Source organism: Paenibacillus sp. V4I5, assembly GCF_030817255.1.
GTDB lineage: Bacteria > Bacillota > Bacilli > Paenibacillales > NBRC-103111 > Paenibacillus_E.
Genome location: NZ_JAUSZB010000002.1, coordinates 4,440,058 through 4,464,847, shown reverse-complemented (window position 1 = coordinate 4,464,847; position 24,790 = coordinate 4,440,058). Strand labels below are relative to the sequence as shown.

At 47.3% G+C, this 24,790-nt stretch carries 22 protein-coding genes and 1 riboswitch; of the genes, 13 read left to right on the top strand and 9 right to left on the bottom strand.

Annotated elements, in window-relative coordinates:
* The first annotated feature begins 18 nt into the window (after positions 1-18).
* The gene (locus QFZ78_RS22325; RefSeq protein WP_307550806.1) at positions 19-789 is read left to right on the top strand and encodes a Rossmann-fold NAD(P)-binding domain-containing protein; all 771 of its coding nucleotides are present in this window, start codon (positions 19-21) and stop codon (positions 787-789) included.
* Positions 790-845: 56 nt separating this feature from the next.
* On the opposite strand, the gene QFZ78_RS22320 is transcribed toward QFZ78_RS22325, so the two are convergent.
* The 3 genes from QFZ78_RS22320 to QFZ78_RS22310 form a co-directional block, all read right to left on the bottom strand.
* A complete protein-coding gene (locus tag QFZ78_RS22320; protein WP_307550805.1) occupies positions 846-1,904 on the bottom strand; it encodes a YncE family protein in 1,059 nt (352 codons plus the stop codon).
* Positions 1,905-2,179: 275 nt separating this feature from the next.
* Positions 2,180-3,514, bottom strand: a complete 1,335-nt coding sequence (locus QFZ78_RS22315; RefSeq protein WP_307550803.1) for a 5'-deoxyadenosine deaminase — start codon at positions 3,512-3,514, stop codon at positions 2,180-2,182.
* Between the two features lie 72 nt (positions 3,515-3,586).
* A riboswitch (purine riboswitch) is annotated at positions 3,587-3,686 on the bottom strand.
* Between the two features lie 96 nt (positions 3,687-3,782).
* Entirely contained in the window at positions 3,783-5,888 is a 2,106-nt protein-coding gene (locus QFZ78_RS22310; RefSeq protein WP_307550801.1) for a multicopper oxidase family protein, read from the bottom strand.
* A 341-nt stretch (positions 5,889-6,229) separates the two neighbouring features.
* Here QFZ78_RS22310 and QFZ78_RS22305 point away from each other — a divergent pair, with 341 nt between their 5' ends.
* From QFZ78_RS22305 to QFZ78_RS22295, 3 genes are all read left to right on the top strand, one after another.
* Complete coding sequence (locus QFZ78_RS22305; RefSeq protein WP_307550799.1) at positions 6,230-6,430, top strand: cold-shock protein; 201 nt, start codon at positions 6,230-6,232, stop codon at positions 6,428-6,430.
* A gap of 149 nt (positions 6,431-6,579) precedes the next feature.
* Positions 6,580-6,807 carry a cold-shock protein gene (locus QFZ78_RS22300; protein ID WP_029199449.1) on the top strand — a complete coding sequence of 76 codons (228 nt, stop codon included), beginning with the start codon at positions 6,580-6,582 and terminating at the stop codon, positions 6,805-6,807.
* A gap of 103 nt (positions 6,808-6,910) precedes the next feature.
* A complete protein-coding gene (locus QFZ78_RS22295; protein WP_307550797.1) occupies positions 6,911-8,323 on the top strand; it encodes a M23 family metallopeptidase in 1,413 nt (470 codons plus the stop codon).
* 54 nt (positions 8,324-8,377) lie between these two features.
* On the opposite strand, the gene QFZ78_RS22290 is transcribed toward QFZ78_RS22295, so the two are convergent.
* Positions 8,378-9,412 (bottom strand): potassium channel family protein, encoded by a 1,035-nt coding sequence (locus tag QFZ78_RS22290; protein WP_307550795.1) that lies wholly within the window; start codon positions 9,410-9,412, stop codon positions 8,378-8,380.
* A gap of 151 nt (positions 9,413-9,563) precedes the next feature.
* Here QFZ78_RS22290 and QFZ78_RS22285 point away from each other — a divergent pair, with 151 nt between their 5' ends.
* On the top strand, positions 9,564-11,918 hold the full coding sequence (locus tag QFZ78_RS22285; protein ID WP_307550792.1) for an ATP-dependent DNA helicase: 2,355 nt from the start codon (positions 9,564-9,566) through the stop codon (positions 11,916-11,918).
* A 400-nt stretch (positions 11,919-12,318) separates the two neighbouring features.
* Positions 12,319-12,693, top strand: a complete 375-nt coding sequence (locus tag QFZ78_RS22280; RefSeq protein ID WP_307550791.1) for a VOC family protein — start codon at positions 12,319-12,321, stop codon at positions 12,691-12,693.
* 15 nt (positions 12,694-12,708) lie between these two features.
* Here QFZ78_RS22280 and QFZ78_RS22275 read toward each other — a convergent pair whose 3' ends face one another.
* The 4 genes from QFZ78_RS22275 to QFZ78_RS22260 form a co-directional block, all read right to left on the bottom strand.
* Positions 12,709-13,080, bottom strand: coding sequence for a hypothetical protein (locus QFZ78_RS22275; RefSeq protein WP_307550790.1), 372 nt, complete (start codon positions 13,078-13,080; stop codon positions 12,709-12,711).
* Positions 13,064-13,243 (bottom strand): hypothetical protein, encoded by a 180-nt coding sequence (locus QFZ78_RS22270; RefSeq protein ID WP_307550789.1) that lies wholly within the window; start codon positions 13,241-13,243, stop codon positions 13,064-13,066. Before QFZ78_RS22270 ends, QFZ78_RS22275 begins: the two co-directional genes overlap by 17 nt.
* A gap of 182 nt (positions 13,244-13,425) precedes the next feature.
* The gene (locus tag QFZ78_RS22265; RefSeq protein ID WP_307550788.1) at positions 13,426-13,809 is read right to left on the bottom strand and encodes a VOC family protein; all 384 of its coding nucleotides are present in this window, start codon (positions 13,807-13,809) and stop codon (positions 13,426-13,428) included.
* A 135-nt stretch (positions 13,810-13,944) separates the two neighbouring features.
* Positions 13,945-15,108, bottom strand: a complete 1,164-nt coding sequence (locus QFZ78_RS22260) for an iron-containing alcohol dehydrogenase (RefSeq protein ID WP_307550787.1) — start codon at positions 15,106-15,108, stop codon at positions 13,945-13,947.
* Between the two features lie 334 nt (positions 15,109-15,442).
* Between QFZ78_RS22260 and QFZ78_RS22255 the strand changes: the two genes are divergently transcribed.
* Positions 15,443-15,838: a VOC family protein gene (locus tag QFZ78_RS22255; RefSeq protein ID WP_307550785.1), complete on the top strand. Its 396-nt coding sequence runs from the start codon at positions 15,443-15,445 to the stop codon at positions 15,836-15,838.
* A 271-nt stretch (positions 15,839-16,109) separates the two neighbouring features.
* Entirely contained in the window at positions 16,110-17,921 is a 1,812-nt protein-coding gene (locus QFZ78_RS22250; RefSeq protein WP_307550784.1) for an ABC transporter ATP-binding protein, read from the top strand.
* A gap of 303 nt (positions 17,922-18,224) precedes the next feature.
* Here QFZ78_RS22250 and QFZ78_RS22245 read toward each other — a convergent pair whose 3' ends face one another.
* Entirely contained in the window at positions 18,225-18,836 is a 612-nt protein-coding gene (locus QFZ78_RS22245) for an FMN-binding negative transcriptional regulator (protein ID WP_307550783.1), read from the bottom strand.
* Positions 18,837-19,042: 206 nt separating this feature from the next.
* Between QFZ78_RS22245 and QFZ78_RS22240 the strand changes: the two genes are divergently transcribed.
* From QFZ78_RS22240 to QFZ78_RS22220, 5 genes are all read left to right on the top strand, one after another.
* Entirely contained in the window at positions 19,043-20,020 is a 978-nt protein-coding gene (locus QFZ78_RS22240; RefSeq protein ID WP_307550782.1) for a Gfo/Idh/MocA family protein, read from the top strand.
* A gap of 210 nt (positions 20,021-20,230) precedes the next feature.
* On the top strand, positions 20,231-21,286 hold the full coding sequence (locus QFZ78_RS22235; RefSeq protein ID WP_373461057.1) for an ABC transporter substrate-binding protein: 1,056 nt from the start codon (positions 20,231-20,233) through the stop codon (positions 21,284-21,286).
* A gap of 70 nt (positions 21,287-21,356) precedes the next feature.
* Complete coding sequence (locus tag QFZ78_RS22230) at positions 21,357-22,271, top strand: ABC transporter permease (protein ID WP_307550781.1); 915 nt, start codon at positions 21,357-21,359, stop codon at positions 22,269-22,271.
* Positions 22,271-23,065 carry an ABC transporter ATP-binding protein gene (locus QFZ78_RS22225; protein WP_307550779.1) on the top strand — a complete coding sequence of 265 codons (795 nt, stop codon included), beginning with the start codon at positions 22,271-22,273 and terminating at the stop codon, positions 23,063-23,065. Before QFZ78_RS22230 ends, QFZ78_RS22225 begins: the two co-directional genes overlap by 1 nt.
* 326 nt (positions 23,066-23,391) lie before the next feature.
* Positions 23,392-24,744: a response regulator gene (locus tag QFZ78_RS22220; RefSeq protein ID WP_307550777.1), complete on the top strand. Its 1,353-nt coding sequence runs from the start codon at positions 23,392-23,394 to the stop codon at positions 24,742-24,744.
* Positions 24,745-24,790: the final 46 nt, after the last annotated feature.

Sequence of the window (24,790 nt, the reverse complement as noted above, 5' to 3'; positions counted from 1 at the left end):
ATAAGGAGCGAGGACTGAATGACGATAAACATAGGAATTGTTGGATACGGTCATGTTGGGAAGGCCATACATGCGTTGTTTCCAAACGCTGCGGTATACGATGCACCTATGCAGGTGGGCAGCCAAGCGGAGGTAAACAAAAGTGATGTCGTCTTCGTCTGTGTTCCAACCCCCTCACTCCCGAGCGGCAAATGCGACACGTCCATCGTGGAAGAAGTGATTGTGTGGCTGACAGCCAAAGTCATTGTGATTCGCTCGACTGTTCCCGTAGGGTTCACCGACGCTATGAAGGAACGAACGGGGAAAAGAATCGTGTTCCAGCCGGAATACTATGGAGAAACCGTCGATCACCCCTTTTCGGATTTGAGTCATCGGACGTGGCTTACATTTGGAGGCGAATCTGAGGATGTTAGCCATGTGATCCGCGCCTATCAGCAAGTGTACAACGCAGAAGTGAGAATCCGACGGACGGATGCCCGCACAGCCGAAATGGCGAAGTATATGGAGAATTGCTTCCTTGCGCTTAAAGTGTCGTTTTGCAATGAGTTTTATGATATTGCCGGAGCACACGGGATTGATTACAACGAGCTGCGGGAAGTTTGGCTCGAGGACCCTAGAATCGGTCGCAGCCATACCTTCGTGTATGAGGATAGTCGCGGGTACGGCGGGAAATGCTTGCCGAAGGATGTTCATGCGCTGATTAGCATGGCGGACGAGAAAGAAGTTAATGCCGATTTAATGAAGTCTGTTCAACGGAAAAATAGCGACCTTCGTGCTTCATTCGAGTGATCATATAGTAAAGCCTCCATGTCCACGGATCGCTCGTGGGCTTGGAGGCTTTTTGGTTATATGCCGTCTTGAACAACGGTAATGGTGCCCGTATTTCCGACATAGATGCGGTTCGTTCGTATGTTCAAGGCCATATTCCCCGCGGAATTCCCCGTGCGAAGCGTTGTCAAACGCGTGTTGGTTCGCCCATTGTAAACAAATAAATTTCTTCCTTCGGAATCCCCGACGAAAAAGTGGTTCGTGAGCGGATTGACGAGAATCGATGAAAATGTCGGGATCATTAAAGTCTTTATGATCCTATTCGTTTGTCCGTTAAGGACGAAGAGCTTGCCTCCGCCTTCCTGCTGCGCGCTTGTGATATAGATGCGATTCGTCAGCGGGTTCAAAGTGATTTCGCTTTGCCGGCTCCCTAGTTGAATGGGAATGCTTCTCCCTAGGGTGCGGCCCTGTATCAAAGAAGCAAAACGGCTCAGGTTGTTAGCCACGTAAATACGATTGGTAACGCTATTAATAGCTGGTGTAATAATGGGATTACGACCTACTTTGATCGTCGTAAGGACTTGAAGTGTCCTCCCATCAATCACATGAACCGAATCAATGCTTACATTCGTGACATAAATGCGGTTCGTCCGTTCATTAACGGACACAAGCGCTGGTGATCCGCCAACCCTCAACGTCTTGAGGATTCGGTTGGTGCTGCCGTCTATGACGCTAATCGTCCCGCTTAGATTGGCTACATAGATTCGATTACTGCCTTGGTGGATACCAAGGCCAAAAGGGCGCTGTCCGACGGGCACAGCCGTCAGTACGCTGTTTGATTTTCCGCTGATCACGGAAACGGTAGCATCCCGGAAGTTCGTGGCGTAGATCCGATTGGTACGAGAATTAACCGCGAGGAAATTGGTGCCATCACCAACCTTCACATTTCGGAGGACCCGATTGGTCTTCCCATCAAGGACGCCTACTTGGTTTTCACTATGAACAAAATAGACACGATTCGTGACTGAATTCGTTTGAATATCACCGACTGCCCCGGCTGCTTTAACAATTGTGACAACATGGGGCAACGTTTGCGACAATCGGGCAAGGGTGAGGGAATCTCGTCTTCGATCCAATGGATGGTCCCCTTTCAATGAACATATTAGTACTACTATATGAGCAATCGTGAAAAGGGGGAACCTTTGGCTGCTCCAATTTATCTAGATATAGAAACAGTGCTGGCTACTCCAAGTGATCTAAACACCGTCTCGGAGCTAATTACTCCAATCAATCTCTCCCCACATTATTCGGTGTGATCCGATCAACAGCTAAAGAGCAGTACAAAAAAGCCTACAATCCAACTAGCATGCTGCGCTAGTTAGATTGCAGGCCTGTATGCGTTAGCCGCCGCTTAGCGCAGGTTGGCTCGCTTGAGCAGCCGCTGGATGGAGCGGTTCGCTTCGGGCAGGACGATGTCCTTATCAATCGTCCGCATGATGCGGTTTTCCATGACGATACGACCGTTAATGATCGTCGTTTCTACGTCAGCTCGCGTCGCTGAGTAAACGATGCGAGAGATCGGATCCACGTCGAAGGACGGATACGTGTGGAAGTTGTTGAGATCGAGAATGGCGAGGTCGGCCTTCTTGCCGACCTCGAGGCTGCCGATCTCCTTCTCCATGCCGACCGCGCGGGCGCCTCCGATGGTCGCCATGCGGAAGACCGTCTGCGCATTCATGGCCGTCGGCCCGTGTATTGGCTTCTGGATAAGCGCAGCCAAACGCATCTCGTTAAACATATCGAGATTATTATTGCACGGCGCGCCATCTGCTCCTAGGCTGACGGAGATATCGAGCTTCAGCATGTCGGGCGTCTCGGCAATGCCTGAAGCAAGCTTCAGGTTAGAGCCGGGACAATGGCTCACATGCACGCCTCGATCATGGATGATGCGCTTCTCTTCCTCATCAAGCCAAATGCAGTGCGCCAGAATAAGGCGCTCATTCGCCAAACCGAGATGATCGAGGTAAACGACGTTACGCATGCCAGTCTCTGCCTGCACAATCTCGATCTCGCCGAGATTCTCAGATGCGTGCGTGTGCACTTTCACTTGGTACTGCTCCGATAGGCTGCGGACCTCACGCAGCAGCTCTTCCGTACACGATATGACGAATCGTGGAGAGAATGCGTACTGGATGCGGCCATCGTCGTGGCCGTTCCATTTCTCGAGCAAGTCGACACTTTGCTGGAGTGATTCGGAGGTCTTCTCCTGCAAAGCAAAAGGAACCTCGTCCCCTTTATCCATCATCACCTTGCCGGATAAAGCGCGCATGCCGCTCTCCGCGATGGCTTGAAAAGCAAAGTCGGTGTGATGCACCGTCTCCATATCGACGATCGTTGTTGTACCGCTTTGAATCAGCTCGCCGATGCCAAGCATGGCGGAATAATAGATCGATTCCTCATCATGGGAGGCTTCAAGCGGCCATATCCGCTTTTTCAACCAATCCATTAGTTCCAGATCGTCCCCCTTGCCGCGGAATATGGTTTGGCATAAATGAATATGGGTTTGAATGAAGCCTGGAATGATCGTACGGTGGTTGGCGTCAATCACCTTATCTACCTGTGCGGGGTTCAAATCCGGTCCAATTGCTGTAATTCGGTCATTTTCGATGAAAATATCCCCTGTAATAATATCTCCATTGCTGTTCATAGTCACAATTTGCGCATCTTTAATTAGAATGGTTGGCATCGTGATAAACCTCCTACTCCTATTATTGTATGAAGCAATGGACACAAAAAAACTAGCCGCGAAAAATATGCCTGTCATGCGCACATTTTTCGTAGCTAGAAATTTACGGTTTCTAAGTAGAGACCCTTAATCCAATTATTAAGGTTATACGAAATGGGTAGTATTCAGTTCCTGCTTTCCTCTAGCGTAAACGGATACAGGTCATTTTGTCAACAGTCTGTGTTACCTATCCTTACATCCCCTCCCTCTTTTATGAAAACGGAGTCCATCATTCTGGATGATTAATCGTACCGCTTCCTACTGAGAATGGCGTCGTTACGCCTTCATACATCAGGTGCATCGTCATTCCTGCTGCGGCATGTACGAGGTTATGGCAATGATCCATCCATAGTCCAGGGTTATTAGCAACGAAAGCCACTTCGTAAGTTTCTCCCGGCAGTACAGCCAGCGTATCGGACCACCAAGGGCTGCCCGTGGAAGGCTTGCCGTTACGGGATAGCACCAGCACATGATGACCGTGTAAGTGCATCGGGTGGTCGACGTTTCCGCGGTTAACGATAGTTGTTTTGACCAGATCGCCTTCTTTCACCATGAGCATTGGTGTATTTGGGAATACTTCGCCATTCAATGTATAAAGGAAATCTAGATTACGATTATAGAACCCGAGTTTATTATCTAAGATCAAGGTGAAATCTCTGTCAAACCGGCTGCTTGCATCAAATAGTGTCGAGGTCGGGCTACCATATTGAAGGGGATCGAAAGCAACGGTTTGTGGCAGCTCAGGAATTTCACCCTTCCCATCCGGTGACATCAAGATGCCGCTGCTGCGGTTACCGCCGACATTCAGGTACACAGGACGCTCTGGCATGATGAACGTGATGTCATTCCGACCACCTGTAGTCACAACCAAATGCGTATTAGTTAACACACCTGGCTTATTTAGTTCCGTTCCATCAATGGCTGCCACCTCAAAATGAGTGCCGACAAGGGTGTATGTTTGCTGCACCCAATCGTCTGTATTAATAAGTCTCATGCGGACAGGCGTCCCTGGCGCGATCGTCATGCGTTCTAATTGATCTGACGCGCCAATGGCGAAAGTGCCTTTCCAGCGATGTGTCATGACCGTGATGTCCTTCACTTGCTGTATGGTTTCCATCTTCGGTTCAACGATTAACGCTCCGAAAAGCCCCATACTAACGGCTTCTTGTGAATCTTGATGGGAGTGATACCAGAAAGTGCCCACTTGCTCTGCGCGGAAGCGATACGTGTAGGTCTCGCTCGGCATAACCGCATTTTGCGTAGCTCCAGCAACGCCATCCTCGGCATTCGGCACATCTAAACCATGCCAATGCACGGTAACACCATGCTCGATATCCTCGTTGACCAAAGTGACCTCGATTAGCTCTCCCTCTTTCATACGCAGTTCCGGCCCTGGAATTTGCCCATTGTACGTCCAAGCATCCACGGTTTTGCCGGAGCTAAGTGTGACCGTCTTTTTCTGTGCTGTAAGTGTAAAATGACGATCAGGCGTCCCTTCGCGCGGACCTGTTAGGTCAGTAACAGACACCATTTTGGCAGAGGAGCCGCTCATTCCCTCTTTCCCGTGATTATGCGGAGTCATATTCGCCGTTACTGCCTGAGCGCCATAATCGTGAGTACCACTAGCCATATCAATTTCCGCTGGTAATTGACTGTTATTCATCGCCAACATAAACAAGTAATATCCAGATCCCGCCACAATAGCCAAAACACCTACCATCGTTAATGCGCGTTTCCATAAGATTGGAATGACGTATACTTCCATTTTACTTACCTGTTTGAAGCGAATCTGGTGTCTCCACCATAGCCCAACCGTTGCGAGTACAAGGGCAGCCAGAGGTATGGAAATTTCCAACCAACGAAATGGAACTGGAGGTACGAGTGAAAAATATAATGCGGTTAACGCGCCTAGAGCCGTCATTTGAAAAGGAATAATGAGACTGGGGCTAGCAGCTCTATGGTAAATAGTTGGCTCTATTGCGGCACCAGTTTCGGCTAAGCTTTGCTTCGTTAAGGAACGCAGTTTGATCAGTTTAGGAACCGATACGAACCATATGGTTAGAATAGGAAGAATTACCAGAGGCGCTTGAATAAACACGCGGTCCTGCCAGAAGACCGGATCCATGGATTGCTGCATCCAGACAATTGCTCCAATGATAATGGCAGCTGGAATAGCCGGAAACCATGACCAGAAAAGGAGCTTACTTGCTTTGCGATGCATCCGTTCCAGACTCTGGTTATATAGCAATCGAGACGCTTTGACACTGCCTATCCAGGTGAAAATAACGAATAATAAACAAACGGACAATATGATTTGAACACTTATGCTGTACACAATGAAAACCCTCCTAAGAATCGATATCTTCAGTATAGTTCCCCTGCTTCATACGGCACACGGTCCAGAGGCTAAGTGAATACCTAGACTTAAGTAGGGGTTAAAAAACATCCTCTGCGATTCGCCCATTTCTTGAGGAAAGCGGTTACTTTGTAATAAATTAACTGGAAATGGTTTGCGTTTTCATGGTAGGTATGGTATGATAAATCCAATCGACAAAAAGAACCTGAATTCACATATTGTAAAGGGTTTTCATTTTTGTTAGTGAACCTTTTACAATGTGTGAATTTTTTCTCTTTGAAGAATAAAAAACATGTTAATAATTTTTGGAGGTATTTCTCATGGCTACTGGTACAGTAAAATGGTTTAACGCAGAAAAAGGTTTCGGTTTCATCGAAGTTGAAGGCGGCAACGATGTATTCGTTCACTTCTCCGCAATCCAAGGCGACGGTTTCAAAACTTTGGACGAAGGCCAAAACGTTGAGTTCAGCGTTGTTCAAGGCAACCGCGGACCACAAGCAGAAAACGTTGTAAAACTGTAATATAATTAAAAAGACTGCCTTTACTTGTGTAATGGCAGTCTTTTTCAATTTAGCTTATGAGGGCGAAGAACGTTTTGCAAATAGCAAAACACTACGTCAATGCTTACCAAGCTAGTTTTACTAACGTAAAACTCTAAGGAGGTTTATCCATGTATTCCAGAAAAAAGTCGCTTGAAGAGATGCCTCTAGAAAATGTGACGGTATGGTCTTGTGAAAAAGAAGGCTGTAAAGGCTGGATGCGAGATAATTTTGCATTCGATCACGTGCCGACTTGTCATTTATGTCAGTCCACTATGGTTCGAAGTGTCAAGTTACTTCCTTTAGTTAATAACACGAATACGGATCAGAAAGCGCTCAAAAAGGGCGTGCAAATTTAATATAACGAAACCCGGAGGCACGGATGTCTTCGGGTTTTTTGTGTTCCTATTAACGTAAAACAAGCATAGAAGAAACAACTTACTTGTAAGCGGGGGAGGAAAAATGTCAGTGAAATCAAGAAAACGTCGTCAATGGCCGCTATTGGCCGGCGCCTGCTTACTTGCCGCATGTGTGGTGATTTTGGTTGGTAAATCGCCATTCGGTGCCCCATTCTCTTGGAAAGACAATACGCCTGCTGTTGTAGTAGCAACACCGCTGCCAACGCCACCACCGCGAGAGGCTGTGGAATTCCGTATGCTCGACTTTGATCGCGGCTGGGTGAAATATGCAGATGGGATCGCGAGAACTGAGGATGGTGGGGCGCAGTGGCAAGAAGCGCTGGGAACAGACATCACCACCGAGGAAGCAGGAGGCACCATGCCATTAGGCGGACCGATCATGGAGCTGCTTAACCTAGAGGCAAGTTCAGGTTCGGTCGGTCAGGACAGCCCAAAACCGCTTACGGTTACAATGGGCAATGCCTCGTTACAAGTGAAGCAATCGCAATTCCTGACGCCTCGCATCGGATGGGTGCTTCTCGCTAGTACGAAGGATAGTAAAAACCCGCTGCTCGTAACGGCAGATGGTGGACAGACCTGGGTGGACGGTATGACGGCAGATGTCAAAGAGGCCATTCAGAAAGAGAAAAATCATTTGCAGCAATTGAAGATGGAATCGGCGCTCTACGGAACCAAGGATGATGCCAAAGCGGTTATCAGTTCGAAATGGAAGCTTGTTCCGGATAGCGCAGCTCCAGGGGATGTTGTGTTGGTACGTCATAACGAACCAGGGAGTATCACTTGGTTGAATAAAACATATACCCTTCAGCCCTATGGAACGGGATACTTTACGTATTTGCCGATTACGATGAGTGCAAAGCCGGGGAACTATCCGATCGGTGATCAGACGCTAACCATTCAACCGAAGAAGTTCGATACGCAGTATCTGAAGGTAACGGCTCAGATGGAAAGCATGAAGCAGGACACGGGTCGCATTGCAGCCGACCAGAAGAAGATCGATCTGGCGCGAAGTAAGTCCGCGCCGGAATTTCTGTTCAGCGGGCCGTTCGTGCAGCCCGTCGAGGGGATTTTGACGACACCGTATGGGCACACCCGTTATGTGAACGGAAAATACGACAGCTCTCATATGGCCATTGATCTGGCCGCGAAGGAAGGCACCCCGATCAAAGCTACGAACGACGGGGTAGTCGCGCTGGCGGAAACCCTGTATTTGACCGGCAATGCCATCTATATTGACCATGGGATGGGGCTTTTCTCGCAGTACGCCCATCTCTCAGAGCTGCGCGTGAAAACGGGGGATCGGGTCAAGCAGGGCGATATCATTGGGCTCGTCGGCACGACTGGGTTCTCGACCGGACCGCATTTGCACTTTGCCTTCTGGGCGCACAATGTGCAGGTCAATCCGAACTTGTTTTTTAATACGACACCGTTTCGTTGGGTTCAGCCGAAGGGGTAAATTTGAAAGGACACCGACTCTCATCATTTATAGAGAGTGGTGTCCTTTTTTGTGCTATGTGCGAGTAGAGATGTGTTCGAATGTATCAATATCACAGATGATGAACAGCCGAGCGTCTTCCGGAATGAGCTGATCCAGCTTGCGGTTGATATTCAGCTGATCGCCGTCGGAGATCAGTGTCGCGCCTTCTTGGAGCAGCTGCTCGAAAGCGTCACGGTAGGTATTCCACGATTTTCTTTTGCCAAGAACATGAAGGTTGTCGCCCGATTGTCTGGTTAGAAGCTGTGACACAATACGGGAGGAACCTGGAGAAAAGGCTGAGCGAACGGCAAGCTGCGAGATCGTCTCGGAGGGAAAAATGAACTCGTTCACGTTGACATGCAGGAAGTTTTGCATGTTTTCGCGATTTTTGATTTCTACAATGGAGTGCACGTTGCGGTAATTCCGTTCAATGGTCGTGGCGACAAGCAGCGTTTTGCCATCAACGAAGGAGGGATCGCGCAGCATCGCCTGGTCTTCGGTCGTTTCATTGGCAAAGATGAATACAGAACGTGCTTTGCTCATATTGGCCATTTCCAGTGTATCAACGAGGGCAGGATTGCCTTGGATATAATGAACCCGGTCATGAACGAAAGGAGTCTTCTCCAGTGTATCAATGAGGACGACCTCAATCTCCGAGTCCGAGTTCAGAATTTCTTGAATCGCCAACTCGGCGTTTTTACTCCAGTCTACGATCACAAAATGCTGCTCGCCTTGATATCTCATTTTGCCTTCTTCCTTTCGTTGTCTGTATACGAATAATGAGTCGATGACTTTGCTGATGGTGACGGAGATCAGGCCTATTCCGAAGATATAGAGAACCATGCCCAGGCACTTACCTGCCACGGTTTTCGGAAAGTAGTCCCCATAGCCTGTTGTCGTTACGGTCGTCATGACAAACCACAAGCTATTGAAAAGGCTGCCGAACGTTTCTTTTTCCAATAGGTAAAAGCTCACGGAAGATAGTACGATAAACACGATGGCTACGCTGAAAATAAACTTGTTATTCATGCGCAGCAGTTTGAGGAAAAACTTACTGAAATAGAACATGCTAGGTGCCCTTTCATGAGTCTAAATGGTAAAAAATAATCGATTGTAATGATTTTAACATACTTCCAATTATAGAGGGAAAAGTAGCTATTTAGTACTGGTGCATGCTACAATAAGGAACAAATGTTCTAGGACGGAGAAAAAAATAGAGATGATCCCTAACGTCAACATTTCCGTGCGCTCCCTGGTGGAATATGTGTATAGTAGCGGCAGTATTGAGTCAGGTTTTCGGACAAGTCGGTCACTGACAGAAGGGACCAAAGCGCACCAAAAAGTACAGAAGCAATACGGCGAGTTGGACCAGCATGAGGTTTATGTTTCAGCAGAGATCCCCTATGAGGATCTTTTATTTGTCATTGACGGCCGCTGTGACGGGCTTCTGATGGATGCGGATGGCGTAACGGTTACAGTGGACGAAATCAAATCAACCTCATCCGATATTGGGCAGATCGAGGAGAATTCCTATCCGGTTCATTGGGCACAAGCGAAATGCTATGCCTATATGGTGTCCAAAGATCGAGGGCTAAGCCGTATACGAATTCAACTCACGTATATGCAGATTGATACGGAAGAGACTCGGCGATTTGTTGAGGAAGTGTCAACCGAAGAGCTTGAGCAGTTCATGTTTGACGTAGTGGAACGGTATTATCCTTATGCACAGGCGAGAAATGAGCATGAACAGCGCAGGAATCAGAGCATCAAGGAGTTGTCTTTCCCATTCCCCAATTATCGTGAAGGGCAGCGTAAGCTGGCCGGTGCGGTGTACAAAACAATAAACGAAAGGCGGAAGCTGTTCGCCAAGGCACCAACAGGCATCGGGAAAACGATGTCGACCCTATTTCCTTCGGTCAAAGCGATCGGTGAGGGACTGCTGCAGCGGATTTTTTATTTAACGGCGAGAACGACTACCCGTACTGCTGCGGAAGAAGCTTATTCTCTTCTGCAAGCTGGGGGACTTCAGCTGCATGTCGTCACGATAACGGCGAAGGAGAAAGTATGTTTTAAGGAGGAAGTGCGGTGCTCGAAGGAGCATTGTGAGTTCGCCGACGGCTATTATGACCGGATTAATGAAGCCGTGCTCGATCTGCTGAGACATGAGACTATTATGACCCGTACAGTCATTGAGTCGTATGCGCGAAAGCATCGGGTGTGTCCTTTTGAGTTTTCACTTGATGTCGCTTATGCGGCAGATGCTGTCATTTGCGATTATAATTATATTTTCGACCCTCGTGTGAATCTGAAAAGGCTGTTCGAGGAACAGAAGCGGCAAACCTCGCTGCTTGTGGATGAAGCTCATAATCTAGTGGATCGTGCGCGGGAGATGTATTCCAGCGTTTTAAATAAATCGGATTTCCTTGAGCTGCAGCGGGAGTTCAAGGGCGTTCGAGCTGAACTGCATGATGCGGCCAAGGCCATTAATCAGTACTTTATTGCGATGCGTAAACAGATCGGGGATCGCCAGATGCAGGTGGAACCGGAGCTGCCGGAGTCATTGATTGGGCTGCTGGACGTGTTTATTTCAGCAGCGGAAAAAGAGCTGGTTGGAGCAGGAGCCATACCCCCTACAACACCACTGCTGCTGGAGGCTTACTTCGGCGCACAAAATTTTGTGCGCATTGCGAAACTGTACGATGAACGGTATGTGACGTTCATGGCAAGTGAACGGAACGAGGTCAGCGTGAAGTTGTTCTGCCTTGATCCCTCCCATTTGCTTCGGCAGATGGGCAAGGGGTATCGGTCGCATGTGTTCTTCTCGGCGACCCTCTCGCCGCTGTCCTACTTCATGGACACGCTAGGGGCTGGGGAGGACGACTATTCCGTGACGGTGGCGTCCCCTTTTTCCAAAGAGCAGCTGGATGTCTTCGTTCAGCCACTATCAACTCGCTACCAGGATCGCGAGCGCAGTCGCGAGCCGATTGCCCGCTCGCTGTATGAGCAGATGGCGAAGCGATCGGGTAATTATTTGGTATTTTTTCCTTCGTATGCTTATATGAGCAGCGTATATGAGGCTTTCACTGACCTCGTAGGTGAACAGGATAAGGGCATGCTTCCAAAAGAGGAGCCGAGAAGTCAGCTCCGAGTTCTCGTACAGCAGACGAAGATGTCGGAGGAGGAGCGGGAGCACTTTCTGGCGGAGTTTCAAGCGGGAACGGAGAAGACGCTTGTGGGCTTTGCTGTGATGGGCGGTATCTTCTCGGAGGGCATTGATCTTGTGGGAGACCGGCTAAAAGGCGTGGCCGTCGTCGGAGTCGGTTTGCCGCAGCTGGGGCCTGAACGTAACCTTATCAAAGCGTACATGGAAAGTACCGGCAAAAACGGCTACGAGTATGCCTATGTGTTCCCAGGCATGAACAAAGTGCAGCAAGCCGGCGGACGCTTGATCCGCTCGGAAACGGATTGTGGCGTTCTACTGTTGATCGACGACCGCTACCTGCAGCCGCTTTATCAACGTCTGCTGCCAGAAGAGTGGCGCGATTACACTGTGCTCCAGGCACAGCGCTATTAGAGCGAAGCACAAGAAAAGGCGAAGAACCCTAGAGGGATCTTCGCTTTTTTTCAATAGGAATTTGTTGAGAATCAATGGATTCCATTGGAGTTTTTACAGTGTTTTTCTGATTCAGGTTGATAAGATAAGTATGCTATTGGAATTTTTCCAATAGAAGTGTCTTAAAAGAGCAATTTAGGGTGAAATCAATGCCCTTCCATTGGATATCTCCAATGAAAGTGCGATTTCCATAGCATGAATAGAAATCTATTGGATATTTCCAATGAAATGAGATATCTAGCTACCTATGCTCCCCTAACTCATTAATTACGAATAAGCAGTGGAATTTATAGGAAGTTATTGATAAAATTAAATTGAAACCATGTTTCACTGCATGAAATTTCTCTTGGAGGGGTTATGTATGAACTTTTCATTTTATGGGATTGACCATATTCAATTAGCGGCTCCTGAAGGCTGTGAGGATGAGGCGAGACATTTTTTCGCAAAATTACTAGGCTGGACAGAAATCCCGAAGCCTGAAAACTTAAGAAAACGCGGCGGTGTTTGGTTTCAATGCGGTATTCATCAGGTTCACATCGGGGTTCAAAAGGATTTTGTTCCTGCTACAAAAGCTCATCCCGCATTTCAGGTAAGCCAATTAGACGAGTTGCAGAGATATTTGGCGAATCATAACATACAAACCATTCCAGATGATGCAAGAGACGATGAGGGAGTAAAACGATTCTATTTGAATGATCCATTCGGCAATCGCCTTGAATTTCTTGAATGGCTTTAACCAGGTATGTGCCTTTTATTGCAGTTCATATTCTTGTTTCCATTTTTGGATAGCTAAAATGAATTCATTTCGATGGTTGCCTGGAAAATGGTCCAATGCCTTATAATTAGGGGCCTCAGCTGTCATTATTTTAGAAACAGGGACCACACGCAGAATTTCTACGATATCGTTTGTTATCCTGAAAACAATTCGGATGCCAGCCTCTTGTAGGTAAATCTCTTTGCAACCTGTGAATTTAGGGTTTGAATTTGAATAATGGCTAAGCTCTTCGCCAACCTCATTCGCTCGGTAACTCAATTCATCGATTGCTTGATTGACTTCATCTAATACGGAAATATCTAACTGCCAATACTCCTGAGCTGCTCCTACATCAAAACGAATAGCCAATCGCTCCTTCGTGTGGTTCTTTGCGGATTTCTTTCCAAATCAAAATAGAGGCAGGGTCTTGCGTGATTCGATCTATTCGTTCATTCAGGATTCGCTCTTCCTCTTGTTGTTCTAGCTGAGTCAGTCGTTCAAACATTTGCTCGAAGTAAGGGTACCCAACCATTACCGTATCGACAACACCATTCTCTGTTATGAATTGGGGTAGATCCTTCGCCTTCCTACGCAGCTCGCCAAATTTTTTTGGAAGCCGTGGTGGAACTGACCAATTGATCGGCTGTAAAAGTAAGTTTTTTCATGGATATAGTATGATCCTCGTCGCTTTAAGTATTCAGTAGTTATTACGTGTTATTTACAAACCATAAGCAGGTTACCGTCCGGATCTCGAAAAGCGAACCATTGCTCATTTTGGATCTCCGTAACAAGCTCCACCTCGTTATTTTTCATGAATTCATAAGAAGCTTGAATATTCTCCGTTTGAAACATAAAAGCAGGTGTTTGATAAGTTGGGGGACCACCGGGCTCGTTGCCACCCCACATGGGCATTTGATCAAGCACAAGGGATGTTCCATCCATGGGAAGAGCGTAGAGGTGTCCGAACAAGATATCCCCGTCTGGAGCTACACCAAGTAACTTACAATACCAATCCCGCGCATTCTCAATATTCCGAACAGGAATAAAGGCGTTGCTAATTCGATTCTTAATCGGACTTGACGCACGAACCTCGCTCATATCAACTCAACCTCCATAAAAGGGATAATTTCCCTTTAAGTATTTCATATGAAATCCTGTCTGTAAATGATTTGCAGCTTTTTTCCCGGAAAGAAAAAAGAGTGAACTGACAATACTGTCAGCTCACTCCTAATTTCACAATGACATCCGATAAATGTTCACAACATCTTCGCGTGTCAGCTTCTTAAAGTTGCCAAAGTCCCCGTAAACCATGGCTTTATCGGCCATGAGCTCAATTGTCGAGTCGTCGATGTCGTAATCGGACAGTCGGCTTGGAGCGCCAATGGAGGCGAAGAATTCACGAAGAGCGGCGATGCCTTCCTCCGCAACTTGGCGATCCGATTTGTCTATCGCATCAATGTCAAAGACGTTCTGTGCGAACTGTTTGAACCGCGCCACGTTGGCATTGAGTGTGTAGGTCATCCAGTTCGGGAAGAGGATTGCTAGGCCGCCGCCGTGCGGAATATCGTGAACGGCAGACACGGCGTGCTCGAGATTATGGGTCGCCCAATCGCCGTGAACGCCCATGCTCAGGACACCGTTAAGCGCCATTGTACCGCTATATAGAATCGTTGCACGTTCTTCCAAATCATCAAGATCTCGCAGCAAGCGCGGAGCCGTATCGATCACCGTACGAAGGATTGTTTCACAGAAGCCATCCTGCAATGGTGTATTAGTCGTATGATGGAAATACTGTTCAAACACGTGAGACATGATATCAACCATGCCATATACGGTCTGATTTTCTGGCAAGGAAATCGTGTGAGCTGGGTCGAGAATCGAAAATTTAGGGAATGCGAACGGACTGCCCCAACCGAGTTTCTCTTTCGTCTCCCAGTTCGTAATGACAGAACCGGAGTTCATTTCTGAGCCCGTTGCTGCGATTGTGAGAACAGTTCCCAAGGGCAGCGCACCCGTTGCAGAAGCTTTCCGTGTAACGATATCCCAGAAGTCACCCGCGTACTTCGCTCCTACAGCAATTGCTTTTGCGCAGTCGATAACGCTGCCACCGCCGACAGCGAGAATGAGGTCAATGTTCTGCTTGCGGCACATTTCTACACCTCGATGAACAGTTGTTAGTCTCGGGTTAGGCTCTACACCGCTTAGTTCGAAGATATTTACATCCAAACCTTTCAGCAGATGCACGACGTTCGTATAGATGCCATTCTGCTTAATGCTCCCGCCGCCATAGACGAGCAGCACGTTCTTGCCATATTTAGGTACCTCAGCTGTTAATTTCTCCAGTTGTCCCTGACCGAAATGCAGTGTGGTTGGATTATGAAATGTAAAATTATTCATCGAATTACCTCCTCAGTGAATCTGTAGGTAGAATGTTCTTACCCATTCATTGTATAGAAGAAACAGTGAAAAACAAAGTTTGGACTCTGCTAAGGAATGACGACAGCTCCTGCCTTGGTCTCTTGGCGGACGAAAGGCCGATCTCCCAGCCAGTAGATAGTCCCATTCTGCGTTACAAAATGATGAAAAAAGTAAGCTCTTCCTTCAATTGGGAAATGATAATAAGATGAAGTTATATCAAGAAAAGTTGTATATAAATTGAAAGAGGACTAGAAGATCTGACATACTCGGACTGGAACCAGCTAGGTACATAACCAATTAGGAGGGAAGCAGCATGGCAACGTTAACTCCATACATTTACAGCAGTGATGCAAGAAAACAAGCTGACTTTTACGTGAAGGCGCTAGGCGGGGAAATAGTTAGCCTACGTACGTTCGCAGATATGCCGGATGTGGATGAGTCGATCAAGAATCGCGTCATGCATCTAGAGCTGCAGGCTATTGGCCTTCGTTTCTTCATGGCTGATTCAGGTAAGGATACGGTGGATAGAGGCCAAGGACTTGATTTGACGCTGGAATTTAAGAGCGAAGAAGAAGCGCGCCGTATATTTGATGGACTATCTGTGGGTGGCGTTGTGAAAATGCCTTTCGAACGCATGTTCTGGGGGACGGTGTTCGGTCGTCTGGAAGATCCTTTCGGTGTGATCTGGCAGATAGCAACTGAATCGTAATCATCCCATGAAAACGATGCCAAATAGGCAGGGTACACCGTTGGGCAGACGGCGAAAATATGTCAGACCTCGATCCGACGCCGCTGTGTACAGCACTTACCGAAACAGTAGCTTACTATCGCGAGAGCGCAAAGAAATAGGAGGCTGCTTCTCCGCCTGAGGGCCGATGGGATCTTGTTTATATTCCGTTTAAAATAGAAGTGTGATACCTAGGTAAGGAATCATACCAGAGAGACGGATGAACATCCAATCGGTAAAGGAGTAGAGATAGATGGCAACTACAAGGAAAGAAGAGCCTAAGGTTAAGAGCAACTGGCGCGGATTCGCTCGGTTGCTCGCACAAGCTAACCCGCCTAAGCTCGTATTAAGCATAGCATTAGGGTTAAGCATTATTTCAACATTGGTGGGATTGGTGATCCCGCTGTTTACGAAGAATGTCGTCGATAGCTTCTCGATTAGTTCACTGAATTGGGCGCAAATTAGCGGTATGGCCATCGCTTTTGTTGCATCGGCTGTAGCTGCCGGGATTTCGGTGTACTTACTGAACTTTGCGGGACAGCGCGTTGTGGCAGGCATTCGGGATCGTTTGTGGAAGAAGCTGCTCGTGCTGCCGATTAGCTACTATGATAGCCATCAGACGGGAGATACCATCTCTCGGATGACGAATGATACGGCGGTCATTAAGGGACTCATTGCCGAGCATATGGCGGGTTTCGTCACGGGGATCATCTCGATCATTGGATCTATTGTCGTTCTTCTATTTATGGATTGGAAAATGACGCTCATCATGTTCAGCGTATTCCCGATAGCCTTCGTCATTCTTTTTCCGCTGGGGCGGCAAATGTACAAAATATCCAAAGGCATGCAAGCCGAGACAGCTGGTTTCACCTCCGTGCTGAATCGAGTGCTATCGGAAATGCGCTTAGTAAAGGCAGCCAATGCCGAGCCAGTTGAGTATAAAGAAGGTGCTGCAGGGATTCAAAGGCTTTTCAAATTCGGGCTTAAAGAGGGCCGAATTCAAGCATTAATGGCACCGCTGGTCACCTTTGTCATGCTAATGCTGTTTGTCGTGCTTTTCGGGTATGGCGGCATGCAGGTTGCCTCCGGGGCTATTTCAGCTGGTCAGCTCGTTGCCTTCATGCTCTATTTGTTCCAAATTGTAGCGCCGATTACGCAAATTACACAGTTTTTCAATCAGGTACAGAAGGCGATGGGGGCGACCGATACGATCCTCAAGGTACTGGACTACGAAGAAGAGAATCCGCATGCTGGAGTACACGTCACGAATGCTTCGCAGTCGATTCACTTCGATCAGGTATCTTTCAGCTACAAAGAAGGGGAGTCTGTTCTGAAAAGTGTCAGCTTCACCATGGAAGCAGGCAAAGTAACGGCAATTGTAGGACCGAGCGGGAGCGGTAAGACGACGATGTTCTCTCTTTTGGAAAGATTTTATACGCCGCAAAAAGGTTCAGTCGCGTTGGGGGCTGACCGAATTGATCAATTCTCGCTCATCTCTTGGAGGAGTCAGATTGGCTATGTTTCGCAGGAGAGCCCGCTGATTGCAGGCACGATTCGAGACAATATCTGTTACGGTTTGCAGCATGAAGTGACGCTGGAGGAGCTGAAGCGGGCTTCACAGATGGCATATGCCGATGACTTTATCGAGGACCTTCCGCAGAAGTATGAGACCGAGGTCGGTGAACGCGGCATCAAGCTGTCAGGTGGACAACGGCAGCGGATCGCCATTGCGCGAGCCCTGCTGCGGGATCCGAAGATATTGATGCTGGACGAAGCGACATCGAGTCTGGACAGTAAATCGGAGGTCGTTGTACAGCAAGCGCTGCAAAATTTGATGCAAGGACGCACTACGCTGGTAATTGCGCATCGCTTATCGACGGTAGTAGATGCCGACCAAATTATCTTTCTGGACAAAGGCGTCGTGACGGGCAATGGGACACACAAGCAGTTGCTGGAGTCCCATGAGATGTACCGCGAGTTTGCTACGCAGCAGCTGCTGCAAGAGCAGACGTCTTTAGATCACTCGCAGTTGGCATCCGTGTCATCTACCGAGGTTCATTCCTAAAATAGGATAGCTGGTAGTAGGCGAAAAGCGTTTCAAGCCCTTAACTTCGGGGTTTGAAACGCTTTTTTTAATGCTATTCCCACCATCAATGGCTATTTTGCAAGCTGTTGTTGCAGTTTGTACAACAATTCCGACTCATTTGTGGCAAAAACGCCTATATGGGGTCCCGATTGTTGTAGATTTTACAATATTGAAGCGAGAGAAGCGGGATATAGGTAGCAATTGTTGCACTTCCTACAACATTAATACACGGTGAGTAAAGAGTCCTTATTAAATTCACCGGTTCACTTCAAGGAGAGAGGTTCAAGTTCTAAAATTATCTCTCATAAGAGAGGCAATTTTACGTTCATCTTCACCAGCCATTGTTTCTAACCGTTTTATAACAAGCTCTTGTCGTTCCGCTGGATGGTTTTGACTCAATTTCGCCTTACCTTCGATGTGTGTAATTTTGATTTTAAATCCTTGAATACCTTTGCTCAGACCTGCAATGTAACTAGCATCTACTTGGTCTAATTGATAGGAGCTGCCGGGTTCTTCATATTTGAAAACTAAATCAGTTAACGAGTTCATCACTTCTTGTACATCATCAACAAGCTCAACCTGGCCATATACATGAACAGCTGCATAATTCCAAGTGGGAACTGCAGTAGGTGTCTCATACCAAGAGGGAGAGATATAGCAATGCGGACCATGAAAAATTGCTAAGACCTCCTGCTTTTCGATATCTTTCCATTGCGGATTAGGGCGTGCAAAATGTCCCAATAAGTATTCTCTATTCTTATCCAATGACAAGGGTAGGTGAGTTGCAAATGGACCGCCTTGATGCTGAGAAATCAGTGTGGCGAATCCATTTTGCTCGATAATCTCGTAGGTAATCAAGTCATCATTGATTTCAAAGTGTGATGGAATGTACATATATATTCACCTGCCTAATTGGTTTTAATAAATTATAGCCATTCAAATGGCTTAGAAGAAGTGCCAATTTATAATAAATCGATTGGACCAATGATGTTGTCAGCTGCATTTTATAAGAAAAGGTCACAAGGAGGAGGCGATCTCGTGTCGAATATGTATGATAAAATCTTGTATCACTGTGACCTGTTGGGAGGTCTGGAAGAAAGATGGATAAGGTGCGATGGGGCATTATTGGTTGTGGGGATGTGACTGAGGTCAAGAGCGGTCCTGCTTTACAAAAGGTGGAGGGCTCGGAGCTTGTCGCTGTAATGCGAAGAAATGGAGCGCTAGCTGAGGATTACGCCAAAAGGCACGGAGTTGCTGCTTGGTACGATGATGCGGAAGCGCTGGTCAACGATCCGGATGTCAATGCGATCTATGTGGCGACACCACCAGGTTTTCATCGAGAATATGCGCTGCTGGCAGCACGGGCGGGGAAGCCTGTTTATGTAGAAAAGCCGATGGCAAGGAATCATGCGGAATGTTTGGAAATGATAGCTGCTTGCGAAGAAGCAAAGGTACCTTTATTCGTGGCCTATTATCGCAGAGGCTTGCCGAAATTTGTTGAGATCAAGAGATTGATTGACAGCGGTATCCTTGGTGAGGTTCGATTTGTGCAGACGACTTTTCTCCAAACCATGAGGGAAGATGATGGACAGGAGCAGCCGTGGCGGATACGGCCGGAGCTTTCCGGAGGCGGTTTGTTTGTTGATTTGGCGAGTCATACGCTGGATGTTCTTGATTATTTACTTGGCCCAATTGGCGAAGTGAAAGGTTTTGCCAGAAATCAGTCTGGGCAGTATCAAGTTGAAGATATCGTGACAACGACCTATGCATTTGAGTCTGGTGTTATGGGTGCTGGGATTTGGAGTTTCAATGCTTTCAAGCGCAGCGACGTAACAGAAATTACTGGGAATCTTGGTAAAATTGCGTTTTCGACGTTTAGCGATGATATTCGCTTGGAGATGGCAGATGGTCAGATCGAGGAGTATGCCATTCCGTATCCGGCTCATGTGCAACAGCCTCTTATTCAATCGGTGGTTGACGAGCTGCGGGGTATTGGTAAAAGTCCTAGTACCGGTCGGACTGCAGCGCGAACGAATCGGGTGATGGATGAAATGCTTCGTGACTTTTATGTTCAATAGCAGTCCTGAGGAATCTTCTCTCCAAATGTTTACAGAAACATATAAATGCGGATAAAACAATTGACGGAAACCCAAGAGCCCTTTAAACTATGGTTAATTAATATGGAGTCTTGGGTATTTCATATCCTCAAACTTTGTCCCGCAAAAGCGTTAAAGTGGTGAGTGAGCAATGAGTCCAAGCGATAAATGGGAACTTAGAGAGGGGTAATTATGTTGAAGAAGAAAGCACTCGTATCATTCGCATTAACAGTAGCTCTTATGGTCGTAGCAGGTTGTGGGCAGAAGGCGGCTCCAGCTCCAGCGGCAAGCGCTGCGGCTACAGCTACTCCGGCAGCAACAGCAGCCGCGCAAAAGTCTTATAAAGTAGCAATTTCCCAAATTGTGGAACATCCATCTCTGGATGCAACACGTCAAGGTTTCCTAGCAGCACTTAAAGAGGGCGGTATCGTAGAAGGTACCAACTTGAAAGTCGATTTCAACAATGCGCAAGGCGATCAACCGAATAACTTATCCATTGCTCAAAAAATTGCTTCCGCTGACTACGATTTGGTGCTTGGTATCGCAACACCATCCGCACAAGCTCTTGTACAGCAAGTGAAGAAATCTCCAATTCTTTTCGCAGCTGTTACTGACCCGCTTGCAGCCAAAATTGTTAACAATGTGGACAAGCCGGGCGGTAATGTTTCCGGAGCTTCGGACACGAACCCAATGGCTGTTGCGCAATTGATGGATTTCGTTGCTGCGAACATGCCTAAAGTGAAAACAGTTGGTCTTGTTATTAACGAAGGGGAGCCTAACGCTGTTATCATGGCCAAAAATGCAGAGCAAACCTTAACGAAACATGGTATTAAGCTCATTAAAGCGCCGGTTACTAATACATCTGAAGTAAAACAAGCTGCACAATCCCTTGTTGGCCGCGCAGATGCTTTCTTGATTACCCTTGATAACACGGTCGTTAGCGGTGTGGATGGTATCATTCAAATTGCAAACGAAAAACACATTCCGTTCTTCTCCAGTGACCGTGATACGGTGGAAAAAGGTGCTTTTGCAACAGTTGGCTTCAAATACTATGATCATGGCTACCAAGTTGGCCAAATGGCTGTCGACATTCTCAAGAATGGCAAAAAACCAGCAGATATGAAAGTAACTGTTCCTGAAAAAATGGATCTGATCTTAAACCTGAAGGCAGCAAAAGCTCAAGGCATTGATGTAACAGACGCTATGAAAAATGCAGTAAAAGATAAAGAGAAAAACATCATTCAGTAAGGATTAAGACACAAAAGGGGTGAACGTCGCTTTCGTTCACCCCTTTTTTTCAAAGTAGGAGGTTATTCACATGATGGATTCAATGAATGGTGCCGTCGAGCTAGGTCTTCTCTATGCCCTGATGGCGCTTGGTGTTTATATCACGTTTCGCATTCTCGATTTCCCTGATCTTACGGTGGACGGGAGTTTTACAACAGGCGGTGCTATTGCAGCTATCATGATTGCTCATGGCTATTCGCCGCTGCTAGCTTGTTTGGCTGCTTTTGCAGGCGGGCTTGTGGCTGGAGCTTGCACAGGACTGCTCCATACGAAGGGTAAAATTAATGGGCTTTTATCAGGCATTCTCATGATGATTGCCTTGTATTCTATCAATATGCGCATTATGGGCAAGCCTAACATCTCGCTTCTTGGGGTGGATACGTTGTTCACCTCGATGTCGCCGATTGCCGTTGTGCTCATTATTGTCATCGTATTCAAATTGCTGCTGGATGCGTTCCTGCATACGGATCTGGGACTTGCTCTGCGAGCAACGGGCGACAATGCGCGAATGATCCGCAGCTTCGGCGCAAATACGGACAATACCACGATTCTAGGCCTTAGCTTATCGAACGGATTAGTGGCGCTATCCGGAGCTCTCATCGCGCAGCAGTCGGGCTTTGCCGACATCTCGATGGGGATCGGGATGATCGTCATTGGACTGGCTTCCGTTATTATTGGGGAAGCGATTTTTGGCGCTCGTACGGTTTTTCAAGCGACACTGGCTGCTGTACTAGGTTCCATCGTGTACCGTATCGTTGTCGCATTGGCACTGCGAGTCGAATGGCTAAAAGCATCAGACTTGAAGTTAATCACCGCTATTATCGTTATTATCGCGCTCGTTCTACCTTCCGTGCAGCGAGCCATTAAGCAAAAAGCAACAGCTAAACGGCGCTCAGCTGAACTTATCGCCCTTGCTGTGAAAATGAACAAGGGAGGCGATCGTTAATGCTTCAGCTCTCGAACGTTTCTAAGTTATTTAACCCCGGTTCAGCGGATGAGAAAATCGCGCTAATCGGTATTAACCTGACCCTCAAGCCCGGTGACTTCGTCACGGTCATTGGCAGTAACGGCGCCGGTAAATCGACGCTGATGAACATCATCTCCGGCGTCATGACGCCGGATGCCGGCGAAGTGCGCATTGACGGCGAGGTGATCCACCACCTGCCGGAATACGAACGCAGCCGCTGGATCGGCCGCGTCTTTCAAGACCCCATGGCGGGGACCGCTCCTCGAATGACCATCGAGGAGAATCTCGCCATGGCGTATGCCCGCGGCAAGAAGCGCGGGCTAAGCTTCGGCGTCACCACGCGCAAGCGCGCGCTGTTCCTGGAACAGCTGCAGCGCCTCGGCATCGGCCTGGAGGGCCGTCTGCGCGCGAAGGTGGGCCTGCTCTCCGGCGGAGAGCGCCAAGCCCTCAGCTTGCTGATGGCGACGTTCACCAAGCCGCAGATTCTGCTGCTTGATGAGCACACCGCCGCGCTGGATCCTTCGCGCGCGGAGCTCATCACACGATTGACCGAGGACATCGTGCGCGAAATGAAGCTGACCACCTTGATGGTCACGCACAACATGGAGCAGGCGATTCGTCTCGGCAACCGCCTGATCATGATGGATAAAGGCCGCATCATCCTTGATGTGAGCGAGGAACGGAAGAAGGTCCTCACCGTGGAGCAGCTGCTCGGTGAGTTCGAGCACATCAGCGGTAACAAGTTGTCGGATGACCGCGTGGTGCTGGGTTAAAGAAAGAAAAGCCTTCGGCAAAAGGGATGGATTCCCTGAGCCGAAGGCTTTTTTTTATGAAAATCGAATCATACTGGTGGAAGGAACTTGCAGCACAGCAAATTTCTTTAACGTCATTTTTTTGCGAGACTTACGCAAAATTCACTATTTTTCGACATTTCTATAGGTTATACTAGTTCTAAAGGACTACGTTCGGGTTGACTGTGAACGAGTAGTAGCGTCGGAGAAATTTACCGCTTTCCAAATTTAATTTAAAGGCATAAATTTATCGTACAGTACTTCGTATTTAGGAGAAAATTATGAGCCAGTCAAGGAGTCAATGAAACATGAATGATGTCAACCTAAATTATGAAGCAAAAGACCGTAGTCATTCAACATTTGAAAACCAGCCTCTTTTACTAGTTCTTAATGATGACCCAGAATTTCTTTCCTTTTACAAAGAACATCTGGAGAAAGAAAACGGGATGGTTATTTTCGAATCGGATAACCAGCCGAAAGCCGCGGAACTCTTCTATCAGTTATACCCTGATTATGTCATTATTAACGCAAGCCTAATAGCAGATGATGGCGTTCATGTATTAAATGGATTCGTTCAACTGTGTCAAGATAACCATGTTCCGATCCTGATATCTTTGGATAAGGAAGATTTGAAGCTACGTTACGCATGTATGGCCTTGGCAGATGATGTTATAGGTTCCTGCGTTGATCCCGTTGAATTAGTCACAAGGGTGATCAGAAACTTGAGGAAACGAAACCGAATCTTAGATCAGATTCTTATTGATCCGATGACCGGAATAAAAAATTACAATAATCTTCAACAAGAAGTCGAGCATCAACTTAATGATTTGAAACGCTCCCATGAGCCGTTCGCAATGGTCTATGTACAGGTGGATGATCTCCCTATCGTTCAGGAAACATATGGCTATGCTATAGGACATCAGTTGGTGAAGGAACTAGGGAAATTTATCCAAAAAAGCATCCGACCTGCGGATTCCTTATATCGATTTCATAGAGAAGGATTTGTTCTCGTTCTTCCGAAAACCGTCAAAGAAGACGCTATGAAATTAATGCACCGGTTGATCGAAAGATTTGCTCAGCTCCGTTTCCAGACAACAGCAGGAGAGATCAGCGGTACCTTCTCGGCTAGGGTGTTGGACTTTATGGATCCCTTACAGACCATTGAACAATGTTTAACACTTATGACTTTTCCGAAGGATCAGGCTGTTGCCGACAGGAAAGCGTGGGTTATGGACGGAACGGCGACTTTCACCTCCATCACATTGAGGAAGCTGAAAGTCGGAATTATTGATGACGACAGGTTAATTCGTGAAATGTTGAAGCATCAATTAGAGGATATCGCGGATCAAGATTTTGAGGTAGAGATTAGAGCGTATCCGGACGGAGAGGAATTTTTCAACGACCCTTGGCATCGCCAGAATGAACGATTTCTTCTCATTATTGACAGAATCATGCCTAAGATGGATGGTTTGGAGGTTCTGCAGAAGATCCGGACGCAATACGACCGACGCAGGTATTTGTGCATGATGTTAACCAGCAGGGATTCCGAAGAGGAAATCTCAATGGCGATTCAAAGAGGCGCCAATGATTATATGGTCAAGCCATTCAGCATTAAAGAGCTGCGCGCCCGAATAAGACGATTAATCCGGGGGACGCGATGATTAATCTCTTCACTGTCATAGTACTCACGGTCGTTTTCTTTCTGCT

Coding starts and splice junctions, on each gene's coding strand:
- QFZ78_RS22240 (WP_307550782.1), top strand. CDS start 19,043: ATGGATAAGGTGCGATGGGGCATTATTGGTTGTGGGGATGTGACTGAG.
- QFZ78_RS22255 (WP_307550785.1), top strand. CDS start 15,443: ATGGCAACGTTAACTCCATACATTTACAGCAGTGATGCAAGAAAACAA.
- QFZ78_RS22285 (WP_307550792.1), top strand. CDS start 9,564: ATGATCCCTAACGTCAACATTTCCGTGCGCTCCCTGGTGGAATATGTG.
- QFZ78_RS22290 (WP_307550795.1), bottom strand. CDS start 9,412: ATGTTCTATTTCAGTAAGTTTTTCCTCAAACTGCTGCGCATGAATAAC.
- QFZ78_RS22225 (WP_307550779.1), top strand. CDS start 22,271: ATGCTTCAGCTCTCGAACGTTTCTAAGTTATTTAACCCCGGTTCAGCG.
- QFZ78_RS22235 (WP_373461057.1), top strand. CDS start 20,231: ATGTTGAAGAAGAAAGCACTCGTATCATTCGCATTAACAGTAGCTCTT.
- QFZ78_RS22270 (WP_307550789.1), bottom strand. CDS start 13,243: ATGGTTGGGTACCCTTACTTCGAGCAAATGTTTGAACGACTGACTCAG.
- QFZ78_RS22280 (WP_307550791.1), top strand. CDS start 12,319: ATGAACTTTTCATTTTATGGGATTGACCATATTCAATTAGCGGCTCCT.
- QFZ78_RS22315 (WP_307550803.1), bottom strand. CDS start 3,514: ATGCCAACCATTCTAATTAAAGATGCGCAAATTGTGACTATGAACAGC.
- QFZ78_RS22305 (WP_307550799.1), top strand. CDS start 6,230: ATGGCTACTGGTACAGTAAAATGGTTTAACGCAGAAAAAGGTTTCGGT.
- QFZ78_RS22260 (WP_307550787.1), bottom strand. CDS start 15,108: ATGAATAATTTTACATTTCATAATCCAACCACACTGCATTTCGGTCAG.
- QFZ78_RS22325 (WP_307550806.1), top strand. CDS start 19: ATGACGATAAACATAGGAATTGTTGGATACGGTCATGTTGGGAAGGCC.
- QFZ78_RS22220 (WP_307550777.1), top strand. CDS start 23,392: ATGAATGATGTCAACCTAAATTATGAAGCAAAAGACCGTAGTCATTCA.
- QFZ78_RS22245 (WP_307550783.1), bottom strand. CDS start 18,836: ATGTACATTCCATCACACTTTGAAATCAATGATGACTTGATTACCTAC.
- QFZ78_RS22230 (WP_307550781.1), top strand. CDS start 21,357: ATGATGGATTCAATGAATGGTGCCGTCGAGCTAGGTCTTCTCTATGCC.
- QFZ78_RS22300 (WP_029199449.1), top strand. CDS start 6,580: ATGTATTCCAGAAAAAAGTCGCTTGAAGAGATGCCTCTAGAAAATGTG.
- QFZ78_RS22295 (WP_307550797.1), top strand. CDS start 6,911: ATGTCAGTGAAATCAAGAAAACGTCGTCAATGGCCGCTATTGGCCGGC.
- QFZ78_RS22250 (WP_307550784.1), top strand. CDS start 16,110: ATGGCAACTACAAGGAAAGAAGAGCCTAAGGTTAAGAGCAACTGGCGC.
- QFZ78_RS22265 (WP_307550788.1), bottom strand. CDS start 13,809: ATGAGCGAGGTTCGTGCGTCAAGTCCGATTAAGAATCGAATTAGCAAC.